This window comes from Campylobacter cuniculorum DSM 23162 = LMG 24588, from assembly GCF_002104335.1.
GTDB classification, from domain to species: domain Bacteria; phylum Campylobacterota; class Campylobacteria; order Campylobacterales; family Campylobacteraceae; genus Campylobacter_D; species Campylobacter_D cuniculorum.
On record NZ_CP020867.1, the window covers coordinates 207,246 to 231,607 of the forward strand.

The window sequence follows — 24,362 nt, forward strand, 5'->3', positions numbered from 1 at the left end:
GCTATAATTGTTTTATGAAACGAATTTTATTTTTGATTGCTTTGAGTTTTTTAAAACTTTTTGGTTTTGAGCTTAATTTAAATACGGGTCGTGAAGATAATCAACCCTTTGCCATCTTGCATATTGCAAATGACCAAAATTTCACTTGTCGAAGTGTTTTTGTTGATACTAAAACACATTTTGAATGTGAAATTCCCGGCGTTGTGGATAATGAATTAAAAGACCAAAGTTTTTCTTTTTTTGACCTAAAATTTATCAAAGAAGAATTAAAAATTAAGGTTTTAATCTTACCAAAAATGCAAGCAAAAATGTTTGATTCATCACAAAATATTTATATCGATAAAGAAATCAGCCCTTCAAATTCACCTCAATCTACAAAATTTACCTTTATCTTTGCTCCTGAACTCTTTGGTGTAAATCATTATGATGGACTTGATTTTGATGTGGATTTTCCGCATGAAAGTTTGCCTTATGTGGGAGCACTTGATTTAAATTCAAATCCCGTCATCATTCCTCAAAGTGCAGATATTAATACCTATCTTCGTATCAAACAAGAATACGAAGATGGAAATTTTCCCCAAGTCATAACCGATGCACAAAATGCTATCAATCGTTATAGAAATAGTATTTTTATGAGTGAATTTATACTCTATAAATTAAGGGCACAGAGTCAAATTTATGCTCAAAATTCTGATGTAAGAGATCAAGAAATTTTGGAAAATATGATAGAAGATATTAAGAATTGGACCAGGACCTTTACAAGCGATAAAAATTATCCCGAAGTTTTGTATATTATGTTAAAAACTTATATTGCACTTTCTCAAAGAGCTGATGTGGATTATACAATGTCCTTGATTAATAATCAACAATTAAACGAACATTTTACAAGTCTTTCACGTTTGGATTATGCGGATTATATTTATAATTTAGGTGAAAGAGAAAGAGCTATTGGAATCTATGAAAATATTTATTTTAATACCAAAGATTTAAATCTTGCCGCAAGGGCTACTATGTCTTTGGCTAAAGATTTGCTTTTAAATTCAAATCCTAACAGAGCCATTCAATACATTAACACCATTCTTAAAGCAAATAAATCTTATTTTGGTAAGGATATTAGCAGGTCTTTAGAACTTGCAAAGCTTTTTTATCAAAATAAAATTTTTGATACAAGTGCTGAAATTTACGAAAACACCTTTAAAAATATGCCAAAGATTGATGATCGCTATGAAGAAGCTTTGAAGGATTTTGCTTTAGCTTTGGCTCAAACTTCAAGATCAAATGAAGCTAAAAAATATCTTGATTTGTATATGGATGAATTTTTAGATGGAAAGTATTTAGAAGAGATAAGAAAAGCAAATGATGAAGTATTTTTTAATCTCAATGATAATAACGCAACTTTTTTACATCAACGCTACAAAGAACTGATGAAACAATATGCTAATGAGGATGAAAATATTGCTCATAGGGCTTTAGATGAGGACATTAAACTCTATTATAAAGAAGGAAATTTTTCAGCTATTTTAGACTATCAACAACAAATTGAAGATTCTAAACTCCCCGATACAAGGCGTTTCTTAGAAGACTCTGCGATTAAAGCCTTAAATGATGAGTTAAAAGCGGATAATTGCATTAAGGCTGTAGAAATTTTTACACGTTTTAATGCCTATAATTTAGGACAAAAGATTGAGAATAAAAAACAAATGCTCTCTTGCTTACAAAGAACTTCTAAGATGGAACAAGCCTTAGCTTATGCGAATGAAAATTTCGATGAAGATAAGATTTTTTATGGTTTGCAAAAGGCTTCAATACTCCTTGATAATAAGCAGTATCAACAGACAATCAATCTTGCTCAAGATATTATCAATTTAAGAGTTTTAAAAAGCGATGAGGAGCTTTTTAAGGCGTATTATTTGCAATTTTTAGCCCTTTTGCGTTTAAATGATTATAATCAAGCCATTAAAATTTTAAAAATTTTAGAAACCTTTCCTATGAGTTTTAATATGGTTGAAGCCTATGATGCTTTGCTTGGTTTTGCCTCTGATCATAATATGCAAACTACAATTTTAAACTATGCTCCAAAGGCTATTGATTATCAAAATTTCAGAGGAATTAACCTTTTTAGCCCTCAATTAGAATTCATGTATTTGCAAGCCTTGCAAAATGTCAATGAAAATGATAAAGCTTTAAATATTTTAAAAGACCTTTTAAAGCTTAAACTTTCTGCAGAGGATAGAGCCAGAGCCTTATTCATACAAAGTTCAGTGTATGAAGCTTTACAAAATACTGCCTTGCAAAAAGAAAGCCTTAAGGAATGTCTTGATATTAATGCGACTTCAAGTTGGCAGGATTTATGCCGCCAAAAGAATCAAATTTTAGGAGAATGATTTAAGTTTTTGTCTTAGAATTTCAAAGGCTTTGTCAAATTCTAAAGGAATGCTTTGGAATTTTTTATTGAAAGTTCTTTGTCTCTTTGCAAGTTGTGCGGTGTGAGTGTTAATCAAATATTCAAGCTCATTGAAAGAAATTTCGTGCTTTAAAAAACTTTTGCACTCTTTTAGTCCTATGGAGTTTAAAGGTTTTAAAGACGGATTAAAATTTTTAAAAAGATGATTTGCTTCTTCAATGAGTCCATTTTTAAGCATCGTTTGAGTTCTCTTTTGAATGTTTTTTCTTAAAAGCTCTTTATCCCAAATGATTTCATAAATCAAAAGCTCTTCAATCACAGCTTTTTTTCGCGTTCTTTTTAAAAATTCACTCGGAATTTCATTGCAACTCTCATAAATATTAAGCCATTTTCTAAGTCTATAGGTGTCATTTTTTTCGATTTTAAATTGAGGATCAATCGTCTTTAAAAGGTGATAAATTTCATCATTACTCAACGAGCTTTGTCTTTCTTCTATGTTTGCACTCAATCCTTGCATCATTGTTTTAAGATAAAAACCCGTTCCGCCTGTAATGATTAAGGCTGTATTTTTTTCTTTTGCAATTTTTTTAGCTTTTTCGTATTCTTTGATGAATAAAGCCACATTAAAATGCTCACAAACACTCAATAAATTCACACCAAAATAATCCAGCTCTTTTAAAGTTTGTGCAGAGCTTTTTGCATTAGCGATATTGATTTCTTTATAAACACACAGGCTATCAAGACTTAAAATGACAGCTTTAAATTCTTTTGCTAAAGCATTTGCGAGTGAAGTTTTGCCACTTGCTGTTGTGCCTATAAGTGCAAATTCAAAAAACATTTTTAATTTTTCCTAAAATTTATAAAATTTTTAGTAAAATCATAGCAAATTTTTTTAAAAGAGTGAAGAATGACTTTTTGGACTAAATTTAAAGACATTTTGGATTTGATTGTTTTTAAACATTCAGTTTTTGCTTTACCTTTTTTATTCACAGCGATGATTGTTGCATCAAAGATGGTCAATGATAGCACCTGGTTTGGTTTTAAAGCTCTGATTTTAGGTATCATTTGTGCAGTGAGTGCAAGAAATTTCGCAATGGCTAGCAATCGTTTGATGGATGAGGATATAGATAAGGACAATCCACGTTGTAAAGAGCGTCCAAATATCGATGGACGCATAGGCAAAAAGAGCGTTTGGATTTTTATTTTAATCAATGCTTTGATTTTTATATTCTGTTCTTATTTTATCAATCCTTTAGCCTTTTATCTTAGTTTTCCTGTATTGTTTATCTTAGCTTTTTATTCAGCGTTTAAACGTTTTAGTTCTTTAGCCCATTTGGTTTTGGGTTTTTGTTTAGGACTTGCTCCGGTTGCTGGAAGTGTGATTGTGATGGGAGAAATTCATCTTTTTAGCATACTTTTGTGTTTGGGTGTTACTTTTTGGACAGCTGGATTTGATTTGCTCTATTCTTTGCAAGATATGGAGTATGACAAAAAAGTGGGTTTGCATTCTATACCTGCGAAATTTGGAAGCAATGCCACTCTTTTTTTCTCTGCTTTTTGTCATTGTTTAGCTGTCATTTTTTGGCTTTTATTTGCTTGGGTTGCTCCTTTGGGGAAATTGGCTTTTTTAGGGATTGTCATTTGTGCTTTGATTTTATTTTTCGAACATAAAATCGTGCGTAAAAATTTTTCTCATATTGATAGAGCGTTCTTTACCTTAAATGGGTATTTGAGTATAATATTTTTTATTTTTATGTGGGTGGATTTATTATGCAATTAAATCTTTTTAAAGCCGGATTGAGTGCAGAGTTTCAAAGTTGCGATATAAATGATAGTTATTTTTTACAAGAATATCTTAATATTAATATTAATTCAAGGCTTAATAAATGGAAAAAACTTGCTTCTAAAGTTGATTTTGAAGAGAGTGAAAAATTAATTTTTGAACTTCTTTTAAGTCTTAAAGAGGATATTGCAAGGCTTCAAAACAATCTAAGTGAGCAAGATAAACTTTTACCTTTATCTCAAAAAGGAATTATTGATGCTTTAAATTTTGAATATTTAAATTTTTTAGAACCTCTTTTGGAAAAAGACAAGCAATATTATATGAGATTTGAGATTAATAATCAAAAAATAGCACTTTTTATTGAAGCACAAAGCGAAAATTTAGCTAAAATGATTAAAATCAAACCTGAAGATAGAATCATTTATGATGCTTTTGTGGTTGAAATTCAAAGAGATATGATAAGAAGTAAGAAAGGGGATTGATGAGCGAAGATGTGCTTTATTTGGTTTTTGTGATTGTTTTGTTGATTGCAATGTTAGCTTATATGAATATCAAAGATAGAGAAAATGGGGCTAAAATCGCTAAACTTCAAAATGCAATGGAGGATATAACAAAAGAGCTTCATTATTTAAAAAAAGAATTCTTGTCAAAAATGGAAAATTCAGACGCGAGTTATAATGATGAAAATTATAATTTAGAGCTTTTAAAAGATGAGATGAAAATTCTGCTTGAAAAAGAACTCACTCAAAGAATTTTACCCGTATTAAAAAGCATTCAAGGTATGGAAAATATCATTGAGGAATTTCAAAACGAACAGCAAAATCGTATTTTAAATTTGGAGCAAAAAGCACAAAGTATGACAAAACTTACTCCAAATTATGATACAGAAGAGCAAAAAATCATTGATTTATTTAAAGAGGGAAAGAGTATAGAACAAATCGCAAAAGATTTAAGGATAGGGACAGGAAATGTAGAACTTGTGCTTAAATTTAAAAAACTGATTAAATAGGTTGCAAAGATGTTAATGGATCAATTTGGGAGAAAAATCGATTATTTGCGTATCTCTGTAACACAAAGATGTAATTTTCGTTGTCTTTATTGTATGCCAAAAATTCCTTTTGATTATGTTCCCAAAGAGGAATTATTAAGTTTTGAAGAAATGTTTTGTTTCATAAAACTTGCTATTGATGAGGGAATTTCTAAGATTCGCATAACGGGCGGAGAGCCTTTATTGCGTAAAGAATTGAGTGTTTTCATTAAGATGATTAAGGATTATAAAAAAGATATTGATTTAGCAATGACTACGAATGGTTTTTTGCTTAAAGATTATGCGAAAGAACTTAAAGATGCAGGACTTGAGCGTATCAATGTCTCTTTGGATACTCTTGATTCTAAAAAGGCTAAAATTTTAGCTCAAAAAGATGTCTTAAGTAGCGTTTTATCAGGCATTGAAGAGGCTTTAAAATATGATTTTAAAATCAAGCTCAATACCGTAGCCTTAAAGACCTTTAATGAAAATGAATTAAGTTCTCTTTTGGAATTCGCTAAAAGTAAAAACATACAAATTCGTTTTATAGAATTTATGGAGAATCATCATGCTTACGGACAGCTTAAAGGTTTGAAAAGGGATGAGATTTTACAAATTTTAAGTCAAAAATATCAAATTTTTCTTCTTGAAAAAGCTGAAAAATCTCCGGTAACTTTATACACTGCAAATGATTATAAATTTGGTATAATAGACCCGCATAGCCACGAATTTTGCGATACTTGCAATCGTATAAGATTGAGTGCAAATGGTTTGCTCATCCCTTGTTTATATCACGACGAAGCTTTGAGTATCAAAGAGGCGGTGAGAAAAAAAGATATGCAAAAAGCTTTTCAAATTTTAAAACAAGTTCTTCAAAACAAGCCTGAAAAAAATCGATGGAGCGTAACAGACAATCAAATTTCTTCAAGAGCTTTTTATCAAACCGGAGGATAAATTTGCAAGTTGTAGAAAGTTTTTTAAGCATTCAAGGTGAGGGGAAATTTGCTGGAAAATTGGCTGTTTTTATACGCTTTGCGGGTTGTAATTTAAATTGCATAGGTTTTGGAGTTAAGAGGCAAAAAAATGGCAAGATTTTACAAGGTTGCGATACTTTAAGGGCGGTTTTTACTAAGGAATTTGAATCGCAAACTTATGATTCTAAAAGTCTTTTTGAAAGGGTTTTAGAGCTTAAGAAAGATTTTCGTGTTATCATTGTCATTACCGGTGGTGAGCCTTTAATCCATCATCAAGATGAAGAATTTATAAATTTTATAGAACTTTTATTGAATGCAAATTTAGAGGTGCATTTTGAGAGCAATGGAAGCATTGAGCTTGATTTTAACAAATATCCTTTATATAAAAAATGTATTTTTGCTTTGGGTATAAAACTTAGCAATAGCGGGATTGCTAAAGAAAAAAGAATCAATTTTAAAGCCATTGAAAGCATTGTTAAAAATACTCAAAGTTTTTATAAATTTGTTTTAGATTCAAAAAGCATTCAAAGGAGTGCAAGTGAGATTGATGAAATTGTGAGTCAAATTCCTAATGAGGTCTATTGTATGCCTTTGGGAGAAAATGAGGATAAATTAAGAGCAAATGCACTTAAAATTGTAGAGTTTTGCATAAAAAATGGGTATAATTATACGGATAGAATTCATATAAGACTTTGGGGAGAGCAAGAGGGTGTATGATTATTAGGAAGATATTTGAATTTGAAAACGCACACATTGTTCGTTTTTGTTCTTCTAAAAGATGCAAAACCAGCATACATGGACATTCTTATAAGATTGAGATTTTACTTGAAAGTCAGTATTTGGATAATGCGGGCATGGTTTATGATTTTGGACTTTTAAAACAAGAGATTAAACAAATTGTCGATAGTTTTGATCACGCTATAACACTTTTTAGTGCAGATGATAAAGCGTATTTAAAACAGATGCAAAAATATTCTTCGCGTTGGATACTCTTACCCCTTAATGTCAGTGCAGAAAATTTTGTAAGAATTTTTTTCGTACTCATTGACACCTTGCTTAAAAAAACAAAAATGGTTAATGGCGAAAAAGGTGTGAATTTAAAAAGCATTATTATACATGAAACAGCTAAGAGTTATGCACAAGGATTTAGAGAAGATGCCTATAGCGAATTGTTGCCTAAGATTGAGCTTAAGGACATAGAATTTTCACCTGCGATAAAAAGTGAATGGAAGGATAAGGATTTTTTTGAGAAACTTAAAAATTCTTATATTTTTATAAATCCTAAGGAGGTTTGATGAAAAAAAAATTATTTATATTTTTTATAGGATTTGTTTTGTTTTTTTTATGTGCATGTCAAAGTGAAGAAAAAGATTTGGTTAAAGAACAAAATTCCACAGAAGAACTTGTGCAAATTGAGCAAAATGATGAAAAGACTCAAATCAGTGATTCAAATTTACCCTTGCCGATTGAAGATGAAGTTAAGGAAAATGCTACAGATTTAGGATTTAATCTAAGTGTTGTGAATTCTTTATATAAGAAAAAATGTTCTTCTTGTCATGGAAAAAAAGCAGAACTTGAGGTTAATGGAAGCAGGGCGATTAAAAATTTAGACAAACAGAGCTTGATACAAAGGCTTAATGATTTAGAACAAGATAAAAACAAGAATCATATTTTAGAACTTAGTCAAAGACAGATTGAAAATTTAGCCGAGTTTATTAGTAAAGGAAATAAATGAATGAAGAAATATACGAATTTATTGTAGCTTTTCATCTTTATAGTCTTTATGCAACGGGATTTTTAATGCTTTTTTATCTCTCTTTAACTCAAGGAAATTTTAAAACTGAATTTGAATTCATTAAAAAAATTCGTTTATTTTTGCCCATTTATTATATTTTCTTAGCCTTTATAATCTTTACAGGAGCTTTGCTCTTAGCCTTGAATCATTTTGCAATGAATTTTGATATTTATCTGATGATTTTATGCTGGATTTTGATTTTTTCTCTGGCAATTTTTCATTTTATTCAATTTAAAAAAGCAAGAAAAATAAGACATTATAGGGTTTTTAGATTGCTTAGTTTTATCGTTTTACTTTCTGAAATCATCTTGCTCATTTTGCCTTTTATCAGTTACAAAGTTTTATAAATGCAATTTTTGTATCATAAAAATAGCGGAGCACAATTGATAAAATTAGAAAATGAGGAATTTTCACACCTTAAAGTGCGTCGCATTAGATTAGGAGAGTGTTTAAAGCTTAGAAATTTAAACGACGAATATTTATTTTCCTATGAAGTGATAAAACTTGATAGACATTCTTGCGTTTTAAAGCTTGTAAAAAGCGATTTTGTGCCTATGCCAAAGAATCATTTAGCTTTAGCTTTAGCAGTCATCGAGCCTAAAATTTTAGAAAAAACCTTAGCTTTTTTAAATGAAATAGGCATAGCAAAACTCATTTTAGTCTATACGCAGTTTTCTCAAAGAAATTTTAAAATCGATAAGAATCGTTTTGAAAGAATACTTATAAATTCTTGTGAGCAATGCGGAAGGAGTTTTAAAATGGAGATTGAAATTTTCAATGACATAGAAAATTTTTTAAAAGCTTATCCCCATACGATTTTGGTTGATTTTAGCGGAAAAAAAGAAGAATTTGACAAAGATAAACTCTATTTTATAGGACCTGAAGGGGGTTTTAGTGAGGAAGAAAAATTGTTATTTAAAAGAAAAATTTGTTTAGATTGTGCTTATATTTTAAGGAGTCAAAGTGCTATTATGGCTGTGGCTGCAAAAATTTCAATCTAAAAAAATAAAATTTATATTTTTTTTATTTGTATTTTAATATAATTTTAGTTTTTAAAATGCGAGGAAATATTATGAAAAAAGAAATTCACCCAGAATTTGTAGAATGCAAAGTCAGTTGTGCTTGTGGAAATACTTTTGTTACAAAGTCAAATAAGAGTGAGCTTAGAGTGGATATTTGCTCAAATTGCCATCCTTTTTTTACAGGAAGTGAAAAAATTGTCGATGCAGCAGGTCGTGTAGAGAAATTTAAGAAAAAATATTCAATGCAGTAATATGCTTTATTTTATTCCTACACCTATAGGAAATTTGAACGATATAAGCTTTAGAGCTTTGAGTGTTTTAGAGAGTTGCGAGTTTTTATTTTGTGAAGATACAAGAGTAAGCAAATCTTTAATCGCTCTTCTTAATACCAGATTTAATGCTAAGATTTATCCTAAAAAATTCATTTCTTTACACTCTCACAATGAAAAAGAATTGTTAGAAAAACTTGATTTAAGTATTTTTGATAAAAATACAGCTTATGTTAGCGATGCGGGAATGCCAACAATTAGCGACCCGGGGAAATATTTGCTTGAATTTGCTTTAAAAAACAAGCTTTCTTATGAGGTATTACCCGGAGCCAATGCCGCCTTAGTAGCACTTGTAAGTTCTTCATTTTGTGAAAAAGAATTTATTTTTATGGGATTTTTAGCTCATAGAGGAAAAGAGCGTCAAAAAGATATAGAAAAACTTTTATCAAATCCCTATCCTAGCATTGTTTATGAATCTCCAAAAAGAATTTTATCCCTTGTTAAAGAACTTGCAAATTTAGACGCAAATAAAGAGCTTTTTGCCATTAAAGAAATCAGCAAAAAATTTCAAACTCAATTTAAAGGCAGAGCAAAAGAGCTTTTAAAAGAACTTGAAAATGCAAATTTAAAAGGGGAGTGGGTTCTTGTTGTGCAAGGGAATTTCAAGCAGGAATTTAATACAAACACCCTATGCGAAAAAGATATTTTAGAGCTTGATTTGCCTTTAAAAATCAAGAGCAAACTTTTGGCTAAAATGAGCGGAAAAAGCCCAAAAGAATTTTATAAAAAATTAATTTTAAGTTAAAATTAGGTAGAATTTCTCAATGTTGGTTTATGGTAAGCAGATTTTCTTTTATATTTTAGAGCGTCACAAAGAGTGCGTCAATGAGCTTTATTTAGCAAAGGATTGCGATAAAAAAACCTTTGGGAAAATTTTAAGTTATGGTTTTAAGATTAAAAAGCTTGATTTTAAAACAGCACAGGCTTATGCAAGAGGTGGAAATCATCAAGGTTTTTTACTTGAGATTAAAGACTATGAATTCGTAAGTTTGAGCGAGCTTAAAGAGAAAAAATTTATTGTTATACTCTATGGTGTGAGTGATGTGGGAAATATCGGTGCTATCATAAGAACAGCTTATGCTTTAGGAGCAGAGGGTTTGATTTATATTGGTGAAAAACTTGCTATGGAAGGCGTTATTCGCACAAGTAGCGGTGCAGCGATGGATTTTCCTATTGCTTTGTGTAAAGATATTCTTAGTGTTTTAAATGAATTAAAGCAAAAAGGTTTTTATCTTTATGCAAGTGATAGTAAGGGTCAATTAGTCCATACTTTAGAAATTTCAAAAAAGCCAAAAGTTTTGGTTTTGGGTGGCGAGGGTTTAGGTTTGACAGATAAAATCATAAAAAAATGCGATGAATGCTTAGGTATAGCAATGAAAAATGGCTTTGATAGTCTTAATGTCAGTGCAGCCTTTGCAATACTTTGTGATAGGATAATGAATGCTTAATTGGAAAAAATTACAGGATTTAAATCTCAAAGAAGTTTCGATAAAAACTCAAATCGAGGTAAAATTCTTAGAGGCTTTAGTGGAAAAGGATTTTGAAACTTTAAGACGTTTTAATGTAAAAGGCTTTATCAAAATTTTAAATCGTGAGTATGAGCTTGATTTTGGTGATTTTTTAGAAGAATATGAGAATTATCTCAATGAAAATAATATTCAAGTCTTGGTTAAGAGTAAAAACAACACAATCACACCTAAGCTTGATTCTTACTATCCTCAAAAGAAATTTTCTTTTTTGCCTATAATTATAATCGTCGTTTTTATCGCAATCATAGCAGCGGGAGTGTATTATTTTGATTCAATCAAAGATTTTTTTAACAATGAAGAAAATAATGCTAGTGTAAATTCCGTAACGAATATGGTCAATGAAGCTGAATTTAATCTTAAAAATTTAAAAAACGATGTTTTAATCGTTGAAAATGAAGAAAATACAAGCCCAAATACAGATGAAGAAAATATTGATGAAAAAAATGCAGATGAGACAAGTGCAGACGCAAATACAACTCAAAATGATACAGAAAACAATACAACAAGTGAAATGAAAATCGATGAAGAAAACCAAAATCTTGAAAATATCACTCAAAATACGGAGATTGCAGAGGAAAATTTAAGTTCAGCTCAAAAACAAGTTGAATTTAAAGCAAATATGAAAATATGGGTCGGACTCATTGATTTGGACACTTATAGGAAAACCACTTCTGTTGAAGAGGGTGATTTTAATATTTCTTTAGACAAAGACAGACTTATATTAACCGGTGCTGCAGCTTTAAATGTGATTAATGAAGAGGGGCAAGAAGAGAATTTTCCTGCTGGAACTTCAAAGCGATTTTTGATTAAAGATGGTAAGATTAAAAGCATTACTTTGGCTGAATTTATGAAGCTTAATAAGGGCAAAGAATGGTAAAAAAAATCCTTTTAATCTTTCTTTTATCCAGTCAGCTTTTTGCTCTTTCAAGTTTGGAACTTGCCAAAAATATCGTCAATAATTCTAGTAAAAAAACTCAACTTGAACTTTTATTTTCTGGGCAAAGCTATACAGATTCAAATGGAAATTTGGATATTGATAAAATTTCTAGGATATTAAAAACAAATTCTTTGCTTAATCTTGCTCTTAAGAATTCGCAAAGCTTAAGGCTTAATTTTAAGGCAAAAGCCGATGCGGTTTTGTTTTTTAAAATCATCAATGATGCTTTAAATGATGCAGGATATGTGTATTTTATCCCTACGGATTTGCTTCTTAAAGACGGCGAGATTGATTATACGATACAAGTGGAGTCTCAATACATTCTCGATCCGGGGACTTTTTACACGCTTTTAAAATCAAATTCAGTTTATATTAAAGATATTAAACGCGTGGGAAGTTATGATTATGAATACAACTTGGATTTTAACAAAGCAAAACTTAAGACAAATATCAATCTCGATTTAAATGTGCCAAAATCTTTAGAAAAACCTTTAAAAGATTATGTTCTATCTTTAAAAAATGCTTCAAGTCTTGCGATTGAAGCAAATGAAGCAGATAATTGGTTTCCTAAAGTTTTATTTTTAGATAAGAATTTAAATTTGATTAAGGGTGTTAAGAGTGAGGTGAAAAATAATGAATTTTTAGAAATCATTCCAAGCGGTGCAGTTTATGCAATCATTAGCGATATGTATAGTTTGGATAATATTAGAAGAGGACTTAAAATAACACTTAAGAGGTAAAATTATGTTTGATGAAATTCGCTTTAATACCATAGAAAGACTTCCAAATTATGTGTTTGCAGAAGTTAATGCGATTAAAATGGCAGCAAGAAGAGCGGGAGAGGATATTATTGATTTTTCTATGGGAAATCCCGATGGAAAAACTCCACAACATATTATTGATAAACTTTGCGAGAGTGCAAATAAAGATAAAACTTCAGGTTATTCAACTTCAATGGGAATTTATAAGTTAAGACTTGCAATTTGTAATTGGTATAAAAGAAAATATGGAGTGAGTTTAGATCCTGAAAGCGAAGTGGTTGCGACTATGGGTTCAAAAGAAGGTTTTGTGAATTTAGCAAGAGCGGTAATCAACCCCGCTGATGTTGCAATCGTGCCAACTCCTGCTTATCCTATCCACACTCAAGCCTTTATCATTGCAGGAGGCAATGTGGCTAAGATGCCTTTAGTTTATAATGAGAAATTTGAACTTGATGAGAATAAATTTTTTGAAAGTTTAAATTATACCCTACAAGAAAGCATTCCACGCCCTAAATATCTTGTTGTAAATTTTCCACACAATCCCACTACAATTACAGCAGAGAAAAGTTTTTATGAAAGATTGATTGCTGTGGCAAAAAAAGAAAGATTTTATGTGATTTCAGATATTGCTTATGCTGAATTGACCTTTGGAAATTACAAAACTCCTTCAATCTTTGAAGTTGAGGGTGCAAAAGATGTTGCAGTAGAAACTTACACCCTTTCAAAATCCTATAATATGGCGGGTTGGCGTGTAGGTTTTGTTGTGGGTAATAAAAGACTCATAGCAGCTCTTAAAAAAATAAAATCTTGGTTTGATTATGGAATGTACACTCCTATACAAGTTGCTGCTACAATCGCCCTAGACGGAGATCAAAGTTGTGTCGATGAAATTCGCTCAATTTATGAAAAAAGGCTTGAAATTCTACTGACAGCTTTTGATAATGCGGGATGGAGTTTATTAAAACCGCGTGCAAGTATGTTTGTGTGGGCAAAGCTTCCTCAAAATAAAGCCCATTTAAAAAGCTTGGAATTTTCTAAACAGCTCTTGCAAAGAGCTAATGTCGCAGTCAGTCCGGGCATAGGCTTTGGAGAAGCGGGAGATGAATATGTTCGTATTGCTTTGATAGAAAATGAAAACCGCATCAGACAAGCTGCTAGAAATATCAAAAAATATTTAAAAGAAGAATAATGAAAGTTGCAATACTCGGCTATGGCACTGTTGGAAGTGCTGTTGTAAAAGCTTTAATCGAAAATGAGAAAATCATCAAGGCAAGATGCGGACAAAATATAATTCCTGTGATTGCTCTAGCGAGGAGCGTTAAAAAAAATTCTTTAATCCCCGTCACTCAAAATGCTGATGAAATTTTAAACCGAAAAGATATTGATGTTTTTGTCGAGCTTATGGGTGGGGTTAAAGAACCTTTTGCGATAATAAAACAACTTTTAAAAAAGAAAAAAAATGTCGTTACAGCGAACAAAGCAATGCTTGCTTATCATCGTTATGAGCTTGAAAAACTTGCTTCAAATTTAGCCTTTGGTTATGAGGCAAGTGTTGCGGGTGCCATTCCTATAATCAAGGTTTTAAAAGAGGGTTTGAGTGCAAATCATATTTTAAATATCAAAGGAATTTTAAATGGCACAAGCAATTATATTTTAACCCATATGAGTCAAAAAGGGAGTGATTTTAAAGAGGTTTTAAAAAGGGCTCAAGAGCTTGGTTATGCAGAGGCTGATCCAAGTTTTGATATTGAAGGCTTTGATGCAGCCCATAAACTTTTAATTTTAGCAAGTATTGCTTATGGGATTAGAGCTGTTCCTGAGGATATTTTGATTGAGGGTATTAGCGGAATTAGCAATGAAGATGTGTATTTTGCAAATGAATTTGGCTTTACGATTAAGCTCTTAGGTGTTGCTAAAGCTCAAGATTCTAAGGTGGAGTTAAGAGTGCATCCGACTATGCTTTCTAAAAATGAGATGATTGCTAAGGTTGATGGAGTGATGAATGCTGTAAGTATTAGAGGAGATATGCTTGGCGAAAGCTTATATTATGGAGCGGGAGCGGGAGGATTAGCCACAGCAAGTGCAGTGATAAGTGATCTTTTAGACATTGCAAGGGGTCAGCTTAAGACACCTATGTTTGGTTTTAAGAGCGATATGAAGTATTCTTTATTGCCTATTGAAGATATTTATACTAAATATTATTTAAGATTAAAGGTTGAAGATAAAATCGGTGTTTTGTCTAAAATCACTCAAATGATGAGTGAAAATTCAATTTCTATCGATAGTTTTTTACAAAAACCTAAAGCGGATGAAACATACAGCACTCTATTTTTTACAACTCATCATACTTTTGAAAAAAGCATTAAGAATTTAATCCACACTCTTAAAAAGCAAAAATTTATTAAAACCTCTCCTTTTATGATGCGTATAGAATAATGGGTTTATCAGCATATTTAAGCGGAATTTTAGGTGAAGATAAGGCTTGTGTTTTTTTAAAAAAACAAGGTTTTGAGATTTTGGAAAGGAATTTTCATTCAAAATTTGGTGAAATTGATATTATTGCCCAAAAAAACAAAATTTTGCATTTTATAGAAGTGAAATTTACGCAAAAAGATTATGAACTTTCCGAACGACTCGATGAAAAAAAATATCAAAAACTTTTAAAAACCATAGAATTTTATAGGCTTAAAAAAGGTGATTTAAGTGATTTTCAGCTGGATTTGATTTGTATAAAAAATGATCATATAGACTTTTTAGAAAATATAAGTTTTTGAGGATAACTCATATACAATAAAGCCCTCAAATTTCATATCATTATCCGGTTTTAAAGATTTAAATTTTCTTTATCATGTTTAAAAGATTAAAAAATTTTATTTCTGCTTGAATTTTAGATGAGATTTTTTTTATATTTTTGTATTTTCTTTATAGAATTTAAAACAAACTTTGATGATTGTGCTTTGAAAAATTATAACTTTTCTTGTAAAATATTTTTGATTTATTTAAATCATTAAAGCAAAGTTTTATAAAATCATCGTTTGATTTTTTATCATTAAACCCATTTCTTTAATGCATTAAGAAGCAAAATAACAAAAAAAAGATTTTAAAGCACTAAGATGAGGAAATAAAAAATTCATCACATTAGCATAAGTCAATTTGGTTTTTTTAATCAACTTTGTTTTTGTTGTAATTTTTATTTTAACTTATTTTTTGATTTTGCTGTATTCATTTAAAGCAAAATTTTCTTCTGCAAAGTCAAAAAAACTTAAATTCAAAAGAGCTTAAATTCAAAAAAGTTTTTCAAAACCCATCGTTGTTGCTTTAATACGATTTGATTTTGTTGCGATTTTTTAAATATTTTTGAGTTAGATTTTTTATTTCTTTAGTTTTTCATCTCTTAATTTTCTAGTTTTTTAAAATAATTTAACTCAAAAGCTAAGCCTCACCTTGCAAAGACTCAGCTTGAAAAATTAAAGTATTTTAAGACTAACTTAAGCAAGGTAAGACTATAATTAAATTAGCTTATTTTTTTAAAGTGTGTTAATCTTTAGTTTTTTATAACTAAAATTAACACGATTAAAAGAATAATTAGAAAATAAATTTCATTCATCTTTTAACCTCCTTAAAACAAGCCAAGTCTTTTAAGGATAAAGTCTTAAAATCATCAATTATACTTTTTTATAGCTTAAAGTCCCTTAAGGAATTTTTTTAATATTAATGATGTTTTTTTATTAATAAACTTTATTCAATATTTTTTTACAGCACATTCCTTACAATAGAACATAACAAAGAAAATTGAATTTTAATTCAAACTAAAACATACCAAAATATATAAACAAAGTTTTTATTTTTAAATCTCATTGATAAAGAATAAAAATCATCAAAGCAAAAAACCATAGCTTTATAACTAAAGAAAATTTAATTTTTAGTTTGAAAGATTAATTTTTTAGTTTTTCTCTTAATCTTTTCAATTTATTTTGTTGCAATTTTTATTAAAATAGCTTTAAAATTTTAAAAAACCCGTGTTGAATTTCTAAAATTTCATTCTTAAAAAAATCATTGCAAACTAATCAAATATCCGCTAGAGTCTTTTTGTATATTATAATTATATTTACCATCAAGATAAATCACCAAACGATAATAGCCTTTATGAGAGCCAAAATCAATGCGTTTAAACAAAGAATGATTCAATCTTATATTCTTAGTTAAAGCAATTGCATTTGATTTAAAATCGACTATGATTTTACTTGGATTTCCTATAGAAAAATCAGATATTATTTCATCATTTGTATTGAGTTTAATCTTATTTTTATAAGTGGTATAAGCGATAAAATCATAAATCTTACCCGTTTGCTCAGGAAGTTCTAAATCAAGAGAGACATTGCTTTCAGCACTTAAATCATTTTTTTCAGGTATGGTTACTGAAACATCTAAAATTTTGGAAGGGTTTGGATTATTTTGACGCGTGATAATATAAGTATCGTGCCAATCAATGCTTTTATTAATATCTAAAGTGATAGCATTCTCACTACCATCAAGATTGATATAATTAAAAGTTACACTTTTTAAAATTCTAGCATTAGAATTAAATTTCACTTCATCTTTTTGAAAATTTGGTGGAGTGATAATGCTAAGATTTTGTTCGCTTTGAAAAGGATTTTCATCTGCATTAAGAATGTTAAGCAAAATTAGGCAAATCAATAAAATTTTAATTTTCATTTGAGTACAATCCTTGCAATTCAAAATAATCTTTTTGTGCTTTCGCATTTTGTTCTTTGAGTAAAATGATTTTTTTATTCAATTCTTCTTTTGTTTTTTCTAAAGAAAGCATAGTATCTAAAGAGTATTGCCCAAAAAGCATATTTCCTAGATAAATTGCCCCAATCACAACCAAAAAAATCCAAAAAATCATCTTTAATACAGCTGTATAAAAACTACTTTTTTTAGTGCTCTCGTCGTATTCTTTTAATAAATCACTCAGAGTTTTTCTCCCAAATATTCATCATTTTCAAGCTCAATTTCTAATAAGCGATTGTATTTAGCAGTTCTTTCAGCTCTTGCTAAGGCTCCTGTTTTAATTTGTCCCGTGTTTAAAGCCACTGCAAAATCGGCGATAAAAGCATCTTCACTTTCACCTGAACGATGACTCATAATGCATTTATAATCATTTCTATGAGCAAGTCTTACGGTACGCATTGTTTGCGTAAGAGTGCCGATTTGATTAGGTTTTATAAGCACAGCATTTGCCATTTTTTTAAGTATGCCTTCTTTTAAAATTTCCTCATTAGTTACAAACAAATCATCTCCCACAAGTTGAATTTTCTTACCAAGCTTTTCTGTAAGTTTAATCCAACCTTCAAAATCATTTTCCGCCAAACCATCTTCAATGCTGTATATAGGATATTTCGTGCAAAGTTCTGCATATCTTTCTATGAGTTCTTCGCTTGAAAAAGTTTTGTTTTCTAAATGATATTTTCCATCTTTATAAAATTCTGTACTTGCAACATCTAAGGCAAGTTTGATGTTTTTTTCATAACCTGCTTTTTTAATACAAGTCATTAAAAGCTCGATAGGTTCTGTATTGTTTGCTAAATTTGGTGCAAAACCTCCCTCATCACCCAAAGCAGTTGAATGCCCTAAATTTGCTAATTCTTTTTTAAGAATTGCATAAATTTCGCAAACAGAGCGTAGAGCTTCTTTAAAAGAAGTAAAACCAAAAGGCATAATCATAAATTCTTGAAAATCCACATTATTATTAGCGTGAGCTCCGCCGTTGATGATATTGCACATCGGCACAGGCAAAACACTTGCATGAACTCCACCTAAATACCTATATAAAGGAATTTTTAAGGCATTTGCTGCTGCTCGAGCATTTGCCATAGAAACACCTAAAGTTGCATTTGCTCCCAAACGAGAATAATTCTTTGTGCCATCAAGTTCTTTTAAAGTTTCATCGAGTGTGCTTTGATTGAAAGCATTAAGTCCTATCACAGCATCAGCTATTGTTTCATTGACATTTTTTATAGCCTTTAACACACCCTTTCCGCCAAATCTTTCATCTTTATCTCTTAACTCCAAAGCCTCTTTTGAACCTGTGCTTGCACCACTTGGGACTATAGCTGCTCCTATGCTTCCATCGCTTAAACTCACTTCAGTTTTGATTGTAGGATTGCCTCTGCTGTCTAAAATTTCATAAGCTCTAATATTTTTTATCGTCAGCATTTTATTGTTCCTCCTCATCTTCACTTGCACTGATGACATTTTCTATGCCCATAGAATTTTGAATTTCTTTTGTGATTTCTTCAACAAGCTTTGGATTTTCTTTAAGGAAAGCCTTAGAATTTTCTCTGCCTTGTCCTAATTTTTTATCTTTATAAGAAAACCATGCCCCACTTTTATCGATAATATCGAGTTTAACTCCATAATCAATAAGCTCACCCTCTTTACTCAAACCTTCCCCAAACATCACATCAAATTCAGCTTGTTTGAAAGGTGGAGCCACTTTGTTTTTAACAACCTTAACTTTAACGCGATTGCCGATAGATTCTTCATTTTGTTTTAAGGTTGCGATTTTTCTAACATCTAAACGCACTGAAGCATAAAATTTAAGAGCATTTCCTCCCGTTGTGGTTTCTGGAGTACCATAACCCATAGCCCCGATTTTCATACGAATTTGATTGATAAAAATCACGGTTGTGTTCATTTTATGCACTATACCTGTAAGTTTTCTTAAAGCTTGAGACATTAATCTTGCTTGAAGTCCGACATGTTGATCACCCATATCACCTTCAATTTCAGCCTTTGGTGTTAAGGCTGCGACACTATCGACCACAATCAAATCAATAGCCCCACTCCTCGCTATAGTTTCAACAATCTCTAAGGCTTGTTCGCCAAAATCAGGTTGAGAAATGTAAAGATTGTCTGTATCCACGCCTAAATTTTTCGCATATTTGACATCTAAGGCATGTTCAGCATCTATAAAGGCACAAACTCCACCCGCTTTTTGACATTCTGCTATAATATGTAGAGTTAGAGTTGTTTTTCCCGAGCTTTCAGGACCATAAATTTCAACGATTCTTCCCTTAGGAATTCCACCGATTCCTAAAGCCAAATCAAGTCCGACAGAACCCGTGCTTATAGAATCAATTTGCTCAATTTGTTTATCTCCAAGTCTTAAGATTGTGCCTTTACCAAAGGCTTTATCGAGACTTTTTAAGGCTGCATCGAGAGATTTTTTTTTATTATCGTCCATAATTGTCCTCAAAATTTTAAAAATTAAATCAAAGAATTTTAACAAAATAAAATTAAATAATGTTTTATTTTGCTAGAATTAGAGAAATTATTTAGGATGCTTAATGATGAAAAAAATTAAAATCGCACATTCTCCCGACGCAGACGATATTTTTATGTATATGGCTATCAAATTTGGTTGGGTTGGAAATGAATTTTCTTATGAAAATTCAGCCTTAGATATACAGAGCTTAAATGAATTTGCCCTAAAAAATGAATTTGATGCCACAGCAATTTCTTTTGCACTTTATCCTTTAATCGCTAAAGAATACGCTCTTTTACGCACAGCTGTAAGTTTTGGAGAGGGCTATGGACCTAAGCTTATTAAAAAAAAAGGCACAAAGCTTAAAAAAAATTTCAAAGTGGCTTTAAGCGGTGCAAATACGACAAATGCTTTAATTTTTCGTATGAAATATAAACAAGCACGTATATCGTATAAAAATTTTTTAGAGATTGAAAAAGCTGTGCTTGATGATGAGGTGGATGCGGGAGTTTTGATACATGAGAGTATTTTGGAATTTGATGAAAATTTGTGCGTTGAAGCTGAGCTTTGGGATATTTGGCGTGAATTGATTCAAGAAGAATTGCCTTTGCCTTTGGGTGCAATGGCTTTAAGACGCTCTTTGCCTCTTAGCGATGCGATAAAGGTTGAAAGGGATTTGAGTAAGGCGGTTGAACTTGCTGATTCTAATCGCAAAATTTTAGCCGCTATGTTAATGGAAAGAAAGCTCATCCGTGTCAATGAAGAAAAACTTGAACATTATTTGGATTTGTATGCCAATAAAAATTCCATTTCTATGAGTCAAACGCAAATTGCAGCAGTGAATGCTTTATTTAAATTAGGATATGAATATAAATTTTATGATAAAATTATCGATGCAAAGGATTATTTAATCCCTATAGAATACGAAAATGCAAGAAATTCTTAAAAAGGAGAAAACATGGAAGAAAGTACCTTAGTTGCACTTGGGGTTTCAACTTTTAAAACCACTCTTATGCTTTCTTTGCCTATGCTTTTAGCGGGGCTTATTGCGGGACTTTTAATCAGTATTTTTCAAGCAACGACTCAGATTAATGAAATGACGCTTTCTTTTGTGCCAAAGATTATTTTGGTGGTTGTGGTGATTATCTTTTTAATGCCTTGGATGGTTACGACTATGGTGGATTTTACTTCGGGTATTATCAATCAAATTCCAAGTTTTATTAAATGATTATAGATTTTAAAAAATACAGCTCTGTAAAAATAGGCTCACAATTTGAGGTTGAAATTTTAGAACAAAAATGCGATTTTGATGGTTTTTTAATCGGTGGAGCAAATAATTTACTTGTCAGCAACAACCCTAAAAAGCTTGGAATTTTAGGCAAGAATTTTGATTTTATCGAAATTTTAGAGAAGAATAGGGAATTTTATATTTTAAAGATAGGCTGTGCAACAAAATCAAGCACAATGTATCGTTTTGCAAAAGAAAATAAACTCGCAGGCTTTGAATTTTTAAGCAAAATTCCCGGAGTACTCGGAGGGCTTTTAAAAATGAATGCGGGTTTAAAAGATGAAAACATCAGCAAACATTTGCAAAGTATTGAAAGTTTTGAAGGTGAAATTCCTAAACAAAATATAGCTTTTCAATATCGTTTCAATCCTCTTCAAAAACCTATGTTTAGTGCGAAATTTAAACTTTATTTTGGATTTGATGCACAAAAAGATACAATTTTAAAAAATACAAGGGATAATCAGCCTCAAGGTGCGTCTTTTGGTTCGATTTTTAAAAATCCAAGCGGGGATTTTGCGGGCAGGTTGATTGAAGCTGTGGGACTTAAAGGTTTTTGCAAAAATGATGCAATGATTAGCGATAAACATGCTAATTTTCTCATCAATAAAAAAAATGCAAGTTTTGAAGATGCGATTTATCTCATAGAACTTGCAAGAAAAAGAGTGTTTGAGGAATTTGGTGTAAGACTTGAAAATGAAGTGATTGTGATTTAAGCATAGTATGATTGAAAAATTGCAAAATGTGTTTTTGAAATCAAACGCCTTATATAAGAAAGAGTTTAAAAGTTTGCTTAGGATTTATGCAAAAATAGAAAATTCCTCATAGATTTATAATATAATTTGGATTTATTATGAAACTAAAATAAGATTAATGCCATGACCCGCAAAAAATGTTTTATTTGTGTAGAATTGCAAAGCAATATAAAGCTAAATAAAAAATCGTAATAAAGCCAAGACTAAGCCGAAACCAAAAAATTAAGTTGTTTTCTGATTCTTCTGACTCATTAGGTAAGAGATTTTGCTCATTTTGATGATTTTCTGTTTCTTTATTAAAATTAACAAAGGATTTTTCATAAAGACTTTGATTTTGTTTTTCTTTTAGTTTTTGTTGTCTTAAAAACTCCTCTTCTTCTACCCTCTTTCTAAAATTTCTTTCCTCTTCTTCTATTCTCCTTTTTTCCTCTCTTTTATTAATTAAAAATGCTATAATTTCTAAAGGAAACACAATAATACTAATCCACAAGGGAAGAAATCCTATGAGTAAAATAATAAAAACCATAATCCCTATAATAGTCCAAAGCATTTTTCACCCTTTTAAAATTTGATTTGAAAATAGTGATATAAATTTATTTATTTTTTAATAGTATCTTAATAATTGCTATAAATCCACTAAATAGTGCAACAGCTAATGCAGCTTTTAAAAATCCTAAACTTAAATCTTCAGAAGTCAATTCAAAAGCAGCCAAAGCTAAATTCACCCCTAATGCCAAAAATAAAATCATTGTTTTCATGTTTTCTCCTTATATAATGTTTTCATCAAAACTAAAATTTAGATTATTATCCTCTTCAATTTTAAGGACGTTATCATCAGTCATTGCATTTAAAAAATTCCTCACTCTTTCCTCATCGATTTTTTTACAATAAAACCTAAGATTTTTCGGTATATTTCTTTGATTGATGTGTAAAAATTCATTAGAAATTATTGTAATAGCGAGTAATTCTCCCTCTGTTTTAAATTTTGGAAAAACGGGAGCTTTAAAAATTCTTTCCCCTCCTGTTTTTTTGATGATTTTTATATTCTTTATATTCATAGAAACTCCTTAAAATTTATCCTATAGGATAAAGATAAGAAAATTATATCTCTATATAATTTAATTTTAGCTTATCCTATAGAATAAATGATGAAAATAAATTTTAGTAATTCTACAGAAAAAGAAATTTTAGAATTTCATAAAAAATTATCTGCAAAAATAAGAAAATTAAGAGAAGAAAAAGGAATTTCTCAATTAAATTTAGCCTTAGATATCGGTATAAAATCCGTAGCTTTTTACTCAAATTGTGAAAATAATCGCTATGGAAAACATTTCAATCTTGAACATTTATATAAAATTTGCAAGAGTTTAAATATCAGTTTTAAAGAGCTTTTTGATGAAATTGATTGATAAAATTTGGCTTTGAAATCCAAGCTAGGATTAGTTTATAGTGTGAATCTCTCTAAATTTAAGCCATGCTACAGCCAAAAGAGCAGAGGAGGCAATAGCACAAATAACTGCAAAATCATACCAAATGCCAAATTCTTCACGACAAAGAAGCATAATAATCATAATGATAAGACAAGCATAACTTGCAAGTTGTGCATACAAGCTATACATAAAGAATTTTTCATTTGTGATTTTTCCCACTCTTATATACCATAAGAGTATGAGCACTGCATATGCAATAAATAGCAAGACAATAAGCGTTAATTTAAAATAAGGAAGTCTTCCGCCAAACATACTCATCATAAGAGAATCCGCTAGAGTTTTGAGCAAAATACCCATAACCGCAACGACAATCACACAAGAAATAAAATATACAAGTGGTTTTTTATCGCTACTTGTTTGAAAGAGCAAATAATTCACCCACAGCCCAAGCACAAGACTTAAAATTCCAAAAATATAAAAAAATGCAGCACTTGCACCGCCTCCATATACAAAGCTTTTAGCCAACAAATTTGTAATGAGATAACATATAAGGGTTAAGAGTGCAAAAAACTTCATTGAATGGATATTTGGAGCAAAGATAAAATTTTTTACCGCATTAAAATCTAAAAATACAAATTTTGTATCGATATTTGGTAGATTTGTCATAGATGCATTAAAAGAGGCGTTTAAAGAGCTAAAATTGCTTGAAAAGCTAGGTTTGTTTAGGATAAAAACACCTACAGCCTTACCATCAATCACTTCAAAATCAACCTCAAGTCCCTCGATATTTTGCCCTTCTTTTGCGTTTTTTAACTCATTTTCTTCATAATAATAACGTTTGCCATCATCACCACTAATTGCACCTGCACCTAAAATTTTACCTTTCACAAGCTCTCCTTAAAATCAAAAATCTCCGATAAATTTCACTTTTTATAACAAAGCTTTATTTATGAGTTTAGTTTGTAAATTTCAAACGCAACATTATACAAAAAAAAAAAAAAATAAATCAACACTTAAAAATAATGTTTAATTTGTAAAATTTAGGATTTTTATATAAAAAT

Annotated in this window: 31 protein-coding genes; 22 read left to right on the forward strand and 9 right to left on the reverse strand. The window is 30.3% G+C overall.

Features of this window, described 5'->3' with window-relative positions:
* The first annotated feature begins 14 nt into the window (after positions 1 to 14).
* A complete protein-coding gene (locus CCUN_RS01085) occupies positions 15 to 2,384 on the forward strand; it encodes a tetratricopeptide repeat protein (RefSeq protein WP_085296601.1) in 2,370 nt (789 codons plus the stop codon).
* Here the strand turns inward: CCUN_RS01085 and miaA are convergent.
* Positions 2,373 to 3,242 carry a tRNA (adenosine(37)-N6)-dimethylallyltransferase MiaA gene (gene miaA / locus CCUN_RS01090; RefSeq protein ID WP_027305066.1) on the reverse strand — a complete coding sequence of 290 codons (870 nt, stop codon included), beginning with the start codon at positions 3,240 to 3,242 and terminating at the stop codon, positions 2,373 to 2,375. The two genes, CCUN_RS01085 and miaA, sit on opposite strands and share 12 nt — an antisense overlap.
* Positions 3,243 to 3,311: 69 nt before the next feature.
* On the opposite strand from miaA, the gene mqnP reads away from it, so the two are divergent.
* The 17 genes from mqnP (at position 3,312) to CCUN_RS01175 (ending at position 15,335) form a co-directional block, all read left to right on the forward strand.
* Positions 3,312 to 4,184 (forward strand): menaquinone biosynthesis prenyltransferase MqnP, encoded by an 873-nt coding sequence (mqnP, locus tag CCUN_RS01095; protein WP_027305065.1) that lies wholly within the window; start codon positions 3,312 to 3,314, stop codon positions 4,182 to 4,184.
* A complete protein-coding gene (locus tag CCUN_RS01100) occupies positions 4,175 to 4,669 on the forward strand; it encodes a hypothetical protein (RefSeq protein ID WP_027305064.1) in 495 nt (164 codons plus the stop codon). The genes mqnP and CCUN_RS01100 overlap by 10 nt, the downstream gene beginning before the upstream one ends.
* Positions 4,669 to 5,196: a DUF6115 domain-containing protein gene (locus CCUN_RS01105; protein WP_027305063.1), complete on the forward strand. Its 528-nt coding sequence runs from the start codon at positions 4,669 to 4,671 to the stop codon at positions 5,194 to 5,196. The genes CCUN_RS01100 and CCUN_RS01105 overlap by 1 nt, the downstream gene beginning before the upstream one ends.
* Positions 5,197 to 5,205: 9 nt before the next feature.
* Complete coding sequence (gene moaA, locus CCUN_RS01110) at positions 5,206 to 6,168, forward strand: GTP 3',8-cyclase MoaA (RefSeq protein WP_027305062.1); 963 nt, start codon at positions 5,206 to 5,208, stop codon at positions 6,166 to 6,168.
* A 2-nt stretch (positions 6,169 to 6,170) separates the two neighbouring features.
* Positions 6,171 to 6,905, forward strand: coding sequence for a 7-carboxy-7-deazaguanine synthase QueE (locus tag CCUN_RS01115; protein WP_027305061.1), 735 nt, complete (start codon positions 6,171 to 6,173; stop codon positions 6,903 to 6,905).
* Complete coding sequence (locus tag CCUN_RS01120; RefSeq protein ID WP_027305060.1) at positions 6,902 to 7,483, forward strand: 6-pyruvoyl trahydropterin synthase family protein; 582 nt, start codon at positions 6,902 to 6,904, stop codon at positions 7,481 to 7,483. The genes CCUN_RS01115 and CCUN_RS01120 overlap by 4 nt, the downstream gene beginning before the upstream one ends.
* Positions 7,483 to 7,923 (forward strand): c-type cytochrome, encoded by a 441-nt coding sequence (locus CCUN_RS01125; RefSeq protein WP_027305059.1) that lies wholly within the window; start codon positions 7,483 to 7,485, stop codon positions 7,921 to 7,923. Before CCUN_RS01120 ends, CCUN_RS01125 begins: the two co-directional genes overlap by 1 nt.
* Positions 7,920 to 8,330 (forward strand): hypothetical protein, encoded by a 411-nt coding sequence (locus CCUN_RS01130; protein WP_027305058.1) that lies wholly within the window; start codon positions 7,920 to 7,922, stop codon positions 8,328 to 8,330. The genes CCUN_RS01125 and CCUN_RS01130 overlap by 4 nt, the downstream gene beginning before the upstream one ends.
* Positions 8,331 to 8,984 carry a 16S rRNA (uracil(1498)-N(3))-methyltransferase gene (locus CCUN_RS01135; protein WP_027305057.1) on the forward strand — a complete coding sequence of 218 codons (654 nt, stop codon included), beginning with the start codon at positions 8,331 to 8,333 and terminating at the stop codon, positions 8,982 to 8,984.
* 71 nt (positions 8,985 to 9,055) lie between these two features.
* A complete protein-coding gene (rpmE, locus tag CCUN_RS01140; RefSeq protein ID WP_027305056.1) occupies positions 9,056 to 9,256 on the forward strand; it encodes a 50S ribosomal protein L31 in 201 nt (66 codons plus the stop codon).
* A gap of 1 nt (position 9,257) precedes the next feature.
* The gene (rsmI, locus tag CCUN_RS01145; RefSeq protein ID WP_027305055.1) at positions 9,258 to 10,079 is read left to right on the forward strand and encodes a 16S rRNA (cytidine(1402)-2'-O)-methyltransferase; all 822 of its coding nucleotides are present in this window, start codon (positions 9,258 to 9,260) and stop codon (positions 10,077 to 10,079) included.
* A 19-nt stretch (positions 10,080 to 10,098) separates the two neighbouring features.
* A complete protein-coding gene (rlmB, locus tag CCUN_RS01150; protein ID WP_027305054.1) occupies positions 10,099 to 10,782 on the forward strand; it encodes a 23S rRNA (guanosine(2251)-2'-O)-methyltransferase RlmB in 684 nt (227 codons plus the stop codon).
* Positions 10,775 to 11,740, forward strand: a complete 966-nt coding sequence (locus CCUN_RS01155) for a membrane protein (RefSeq protein ID WP_027305053.1) — start codon at positions 10,775 to 10,777, stop codon at positions 11,738 to 11,740. Before rlmB ends, CCUN_RS01155 begins: the two co-directional genes overlap by 8 nt.
* Positions 11,734 to 12,540 carry a hypothetical protein gene (locus tag CCUN_RS01160; protein ID WP_027305052.1) on the forward strand — a complete coding sequence of 269 codons (807 nt, stop codon included), beginning with the start codon at positions 11,734 to 11,736 and terminating at the stop codon, positions 12,538 to 12,540. Before CCUN_RS01155 ends, CCUN_RS01160 begins: the two co-directional genes overlap by 7 nt.
* 4 nt (positions 12,541 to 12,544) lie before the next feature.
* A complete protein-coding gene (locus tag CCUN_RS01165) occupies positions 12,545 to 13,750 on the forward strand; it encodes an LL-diaminopimelate aminotransferase (protein ID WP_027305051.1) in 1,206 nt (401 codons plus the stop codon).
* A complete protein-coding gene (locus CCUN_RS01170) occupies positions 13,750 to 14,997 on the forward strand; it encodes a homoserine dehydrogenase (RefSeq protein WP_027305050.1) in 1,248 nt (415 codons plus the stop codon). Before CCUN_RS01165 ends, CCUN_RS01170 begins: the two co-directional genes overlap by 1 nt.
* The gene (locus CCUN_RS01175) at positions 14,997 to 15,335 is read left to right on the forward strand and encodes a YraN family protein (protein WP_027305049.1); all 339 of its coding nucleotides are present in this window, start codon (positions 14,997 to 14,999) and stop codon (positions 15,333 to 15,335) included. Before CCUN_RS01170 ends, CCUN_RS01175 begins: the two co-directional genes overlap by 1 nt.
* A 1,279-nt stretch (positions 15,336 to 16,614) precedes the next feature.
* Here CCUN_RS01175 and cgpA read toward each other — a convergent pair.
* The 4 genes from cgpA to recA all read right to left on the reverse strand — a co-directional run bounded on the left by cgpA (position 16,615) and on the right by recA (position 19,810).
* Positions 16,615 to 17,277, reverse strand: coding sequence for an AMIN domain-containing protein (gene cgpA, locus CCUN_RS01180; protein WP_027305048.1), 663 nt, complete (start codon positions 17,275 to 17,277; stop codon positions 16,615 to 16,617).
* Positions 17,267 to 17,470: a hypothetical protein gene (locus tag CCUN_RS01185; RefSeq protein ID WP_027305047.1), complete on the reverse strand. Its 204-nt coding sequence runs from the start codon at positions 17,468 to 17,470 to the stop codon at positions 17,267 to 17,269. The genes cgpA and CCUN_RS01185 overlap by 11 nt, the downstream gene beginning before the upstream one ends.
* 65 nt (positions 17,471 to 17,535) lie before the next feature.
* The gene (eno, locus tag CCUN_RS01190; protein ID WP_027305046.1) at positions 17,536 to 18,780 is read right to left on the reverse strand and encodes a phosphopyruvate hydratase; all 1,245 of its coding nucleotides are present in this window, start codon (positions 18,778 to 18,780) and stop codon (positions 17,536 to 17,538) included.
* 1 nt (position 18,781) lies between these two features.
* Positions 18,782 to 19,810 carry a recombinase RecA gene (gene recA / locus CCUN_RS01195; protein ID WP_027305045.1) on the reverse strand — a complete coding sequence of 343 codons (1,029 nt, stop codon included), beginning with the start codon at positions 19,808 to 19,810 and terminating at the stop codon, positions 18,782 to 18,784.
* A gap of 106 nt (positions 19,811 to 19,916) precedes the next feature.
* On the opposite strand from recA, the gene CCUN_RS01200 reads away from it, so the two are divergent.
* Genes CCUN_RS01200 through CCUN_RS01210 form a run of 3 tightly spaced genes read left to right on the forward strand, consistent with a single transcriptional unit; the run spans position 19,917 to position 21,832 of the window.
* Entirely contained in the window at positions 19,917 to 20,777 is an 861-nt protein-coding gene (locus CCUN_RS01200) for a menaquinone biosynthesis family protein (RefSeq protein ID WP_027305044.1), read from the forward strand.
* Between the two features lie 12 nt (positions 20,778 to 20,789).
* Complete coding sequence (gene fliQ / locus CCUN_RS01205; RefSeq protein ID WP_027305043.1) at positions 20,790 to 21,059, forward strand: flagellar biosynthesis protein FliQ; 270 nt, start codon at positions 20,790 to 20,792, stop codon at positions 21,057 to 21,059.
* Positions 21,056 to 21,832 carry a UDP-N-acetylmuramate dehydrogenase gene (locus tag CCUN_RS01210; RefSeq protein ID WP_027305042.1) on the forward strand — a complete coding sequence of 259 codons (777 nt, stop codon included), beginning with the start codon at positions 21,056 to 21,058 and terminating at the stop codon, positions 21,830 to 21,832. The genes fliQ and CCUN_RS01210 overlap by 4 nt, the downstream gene beginning before the upstream one ends.
* A gap of 181 nt (positions 21,833 to 22,013) precedes the next feature.
* Here CCUN_RS01210 and CCUN_RS01215 read toward each other — a convergent pair whose 3' ends face one another.
* Genes CCUN_RS01215 through CCUN_RS01220 form a run of 3 tightly spaced genes read right to left on the reverse strand, consistent with a single transcriptional unit; the run spans position 22,014 to position 22,929 of the window.
* Positions 22,014 to 22,421, reverse strand: a complete 408-nt coding sequence (locus CCUN_RS01215; RefSeq protein ID WP_027305041.1) for a hypothetical protein — start codon at positions 22,419 to 22,421, stop codon at positions 22,014 to 22,016.
* A 43-nt stretch (positions 22,422 to 22,464) separates the two neighbouring features.
* Positions 22,465 to 22,629: a hypothetical protein gene (locus CCUN_RS09700; protein ID WP_157258326.1), complete on the reverse strand. Its 165-nt coding sequence runs from the start codon at positions 22,627 to 22,629 to the stop codon at positions 22,465 to 22,467.
* A 9-nt stretch (positions 22,630 to 22,638) separates the two neighbouring features.
* Positions 22,639 to 22,929 carry a hypothetical protein gene (locus CCUN_RS01220; RefSeq protein WP_027305040.1) on the reverse strand — a complete coding sequence of 97 codons (291 nt, stop codon included), beginning with the start codon at positions 22,927 to 22,929 and terminating at the stop codon, positions 22,639 to 22,641.
* Between the two features lie 90 nt (positions 22,930 to 23,019).
* Between CCUN_RS01220 and CCUN_RS01225 the strand changes: the two genes are divergently transcribed.
* Positions 23,020 to 23,280, forward strand: a complete 261-nt coding sequence (locus CCUN_RS01225) for a helix-turn-helix domain-containing protein (RefSeq protein ID WP_027305039.1) — start codon at positions 23,020 to 23,022, stop codon at positions 23,278 to 23,280.
* A gap of 30 nt (positions 23,281 to 23,310) precedes the next feature.
* Here CCUN_RS01225 and CCUN_RS01230 read toward each other — a convergent pair whose 3' ends face one another.
* A complete protein-coding gene (locus tag CCUN_RS01230; protein WP_027305038.1) occupies positions 23,311 to 24,189 on the reverse strand; it encodes a hypothetical protein in 879 nt (292 codons plus the stop codon).
* Positions 24,190 to 24,362: the final 173 nt, after the last annotated feature.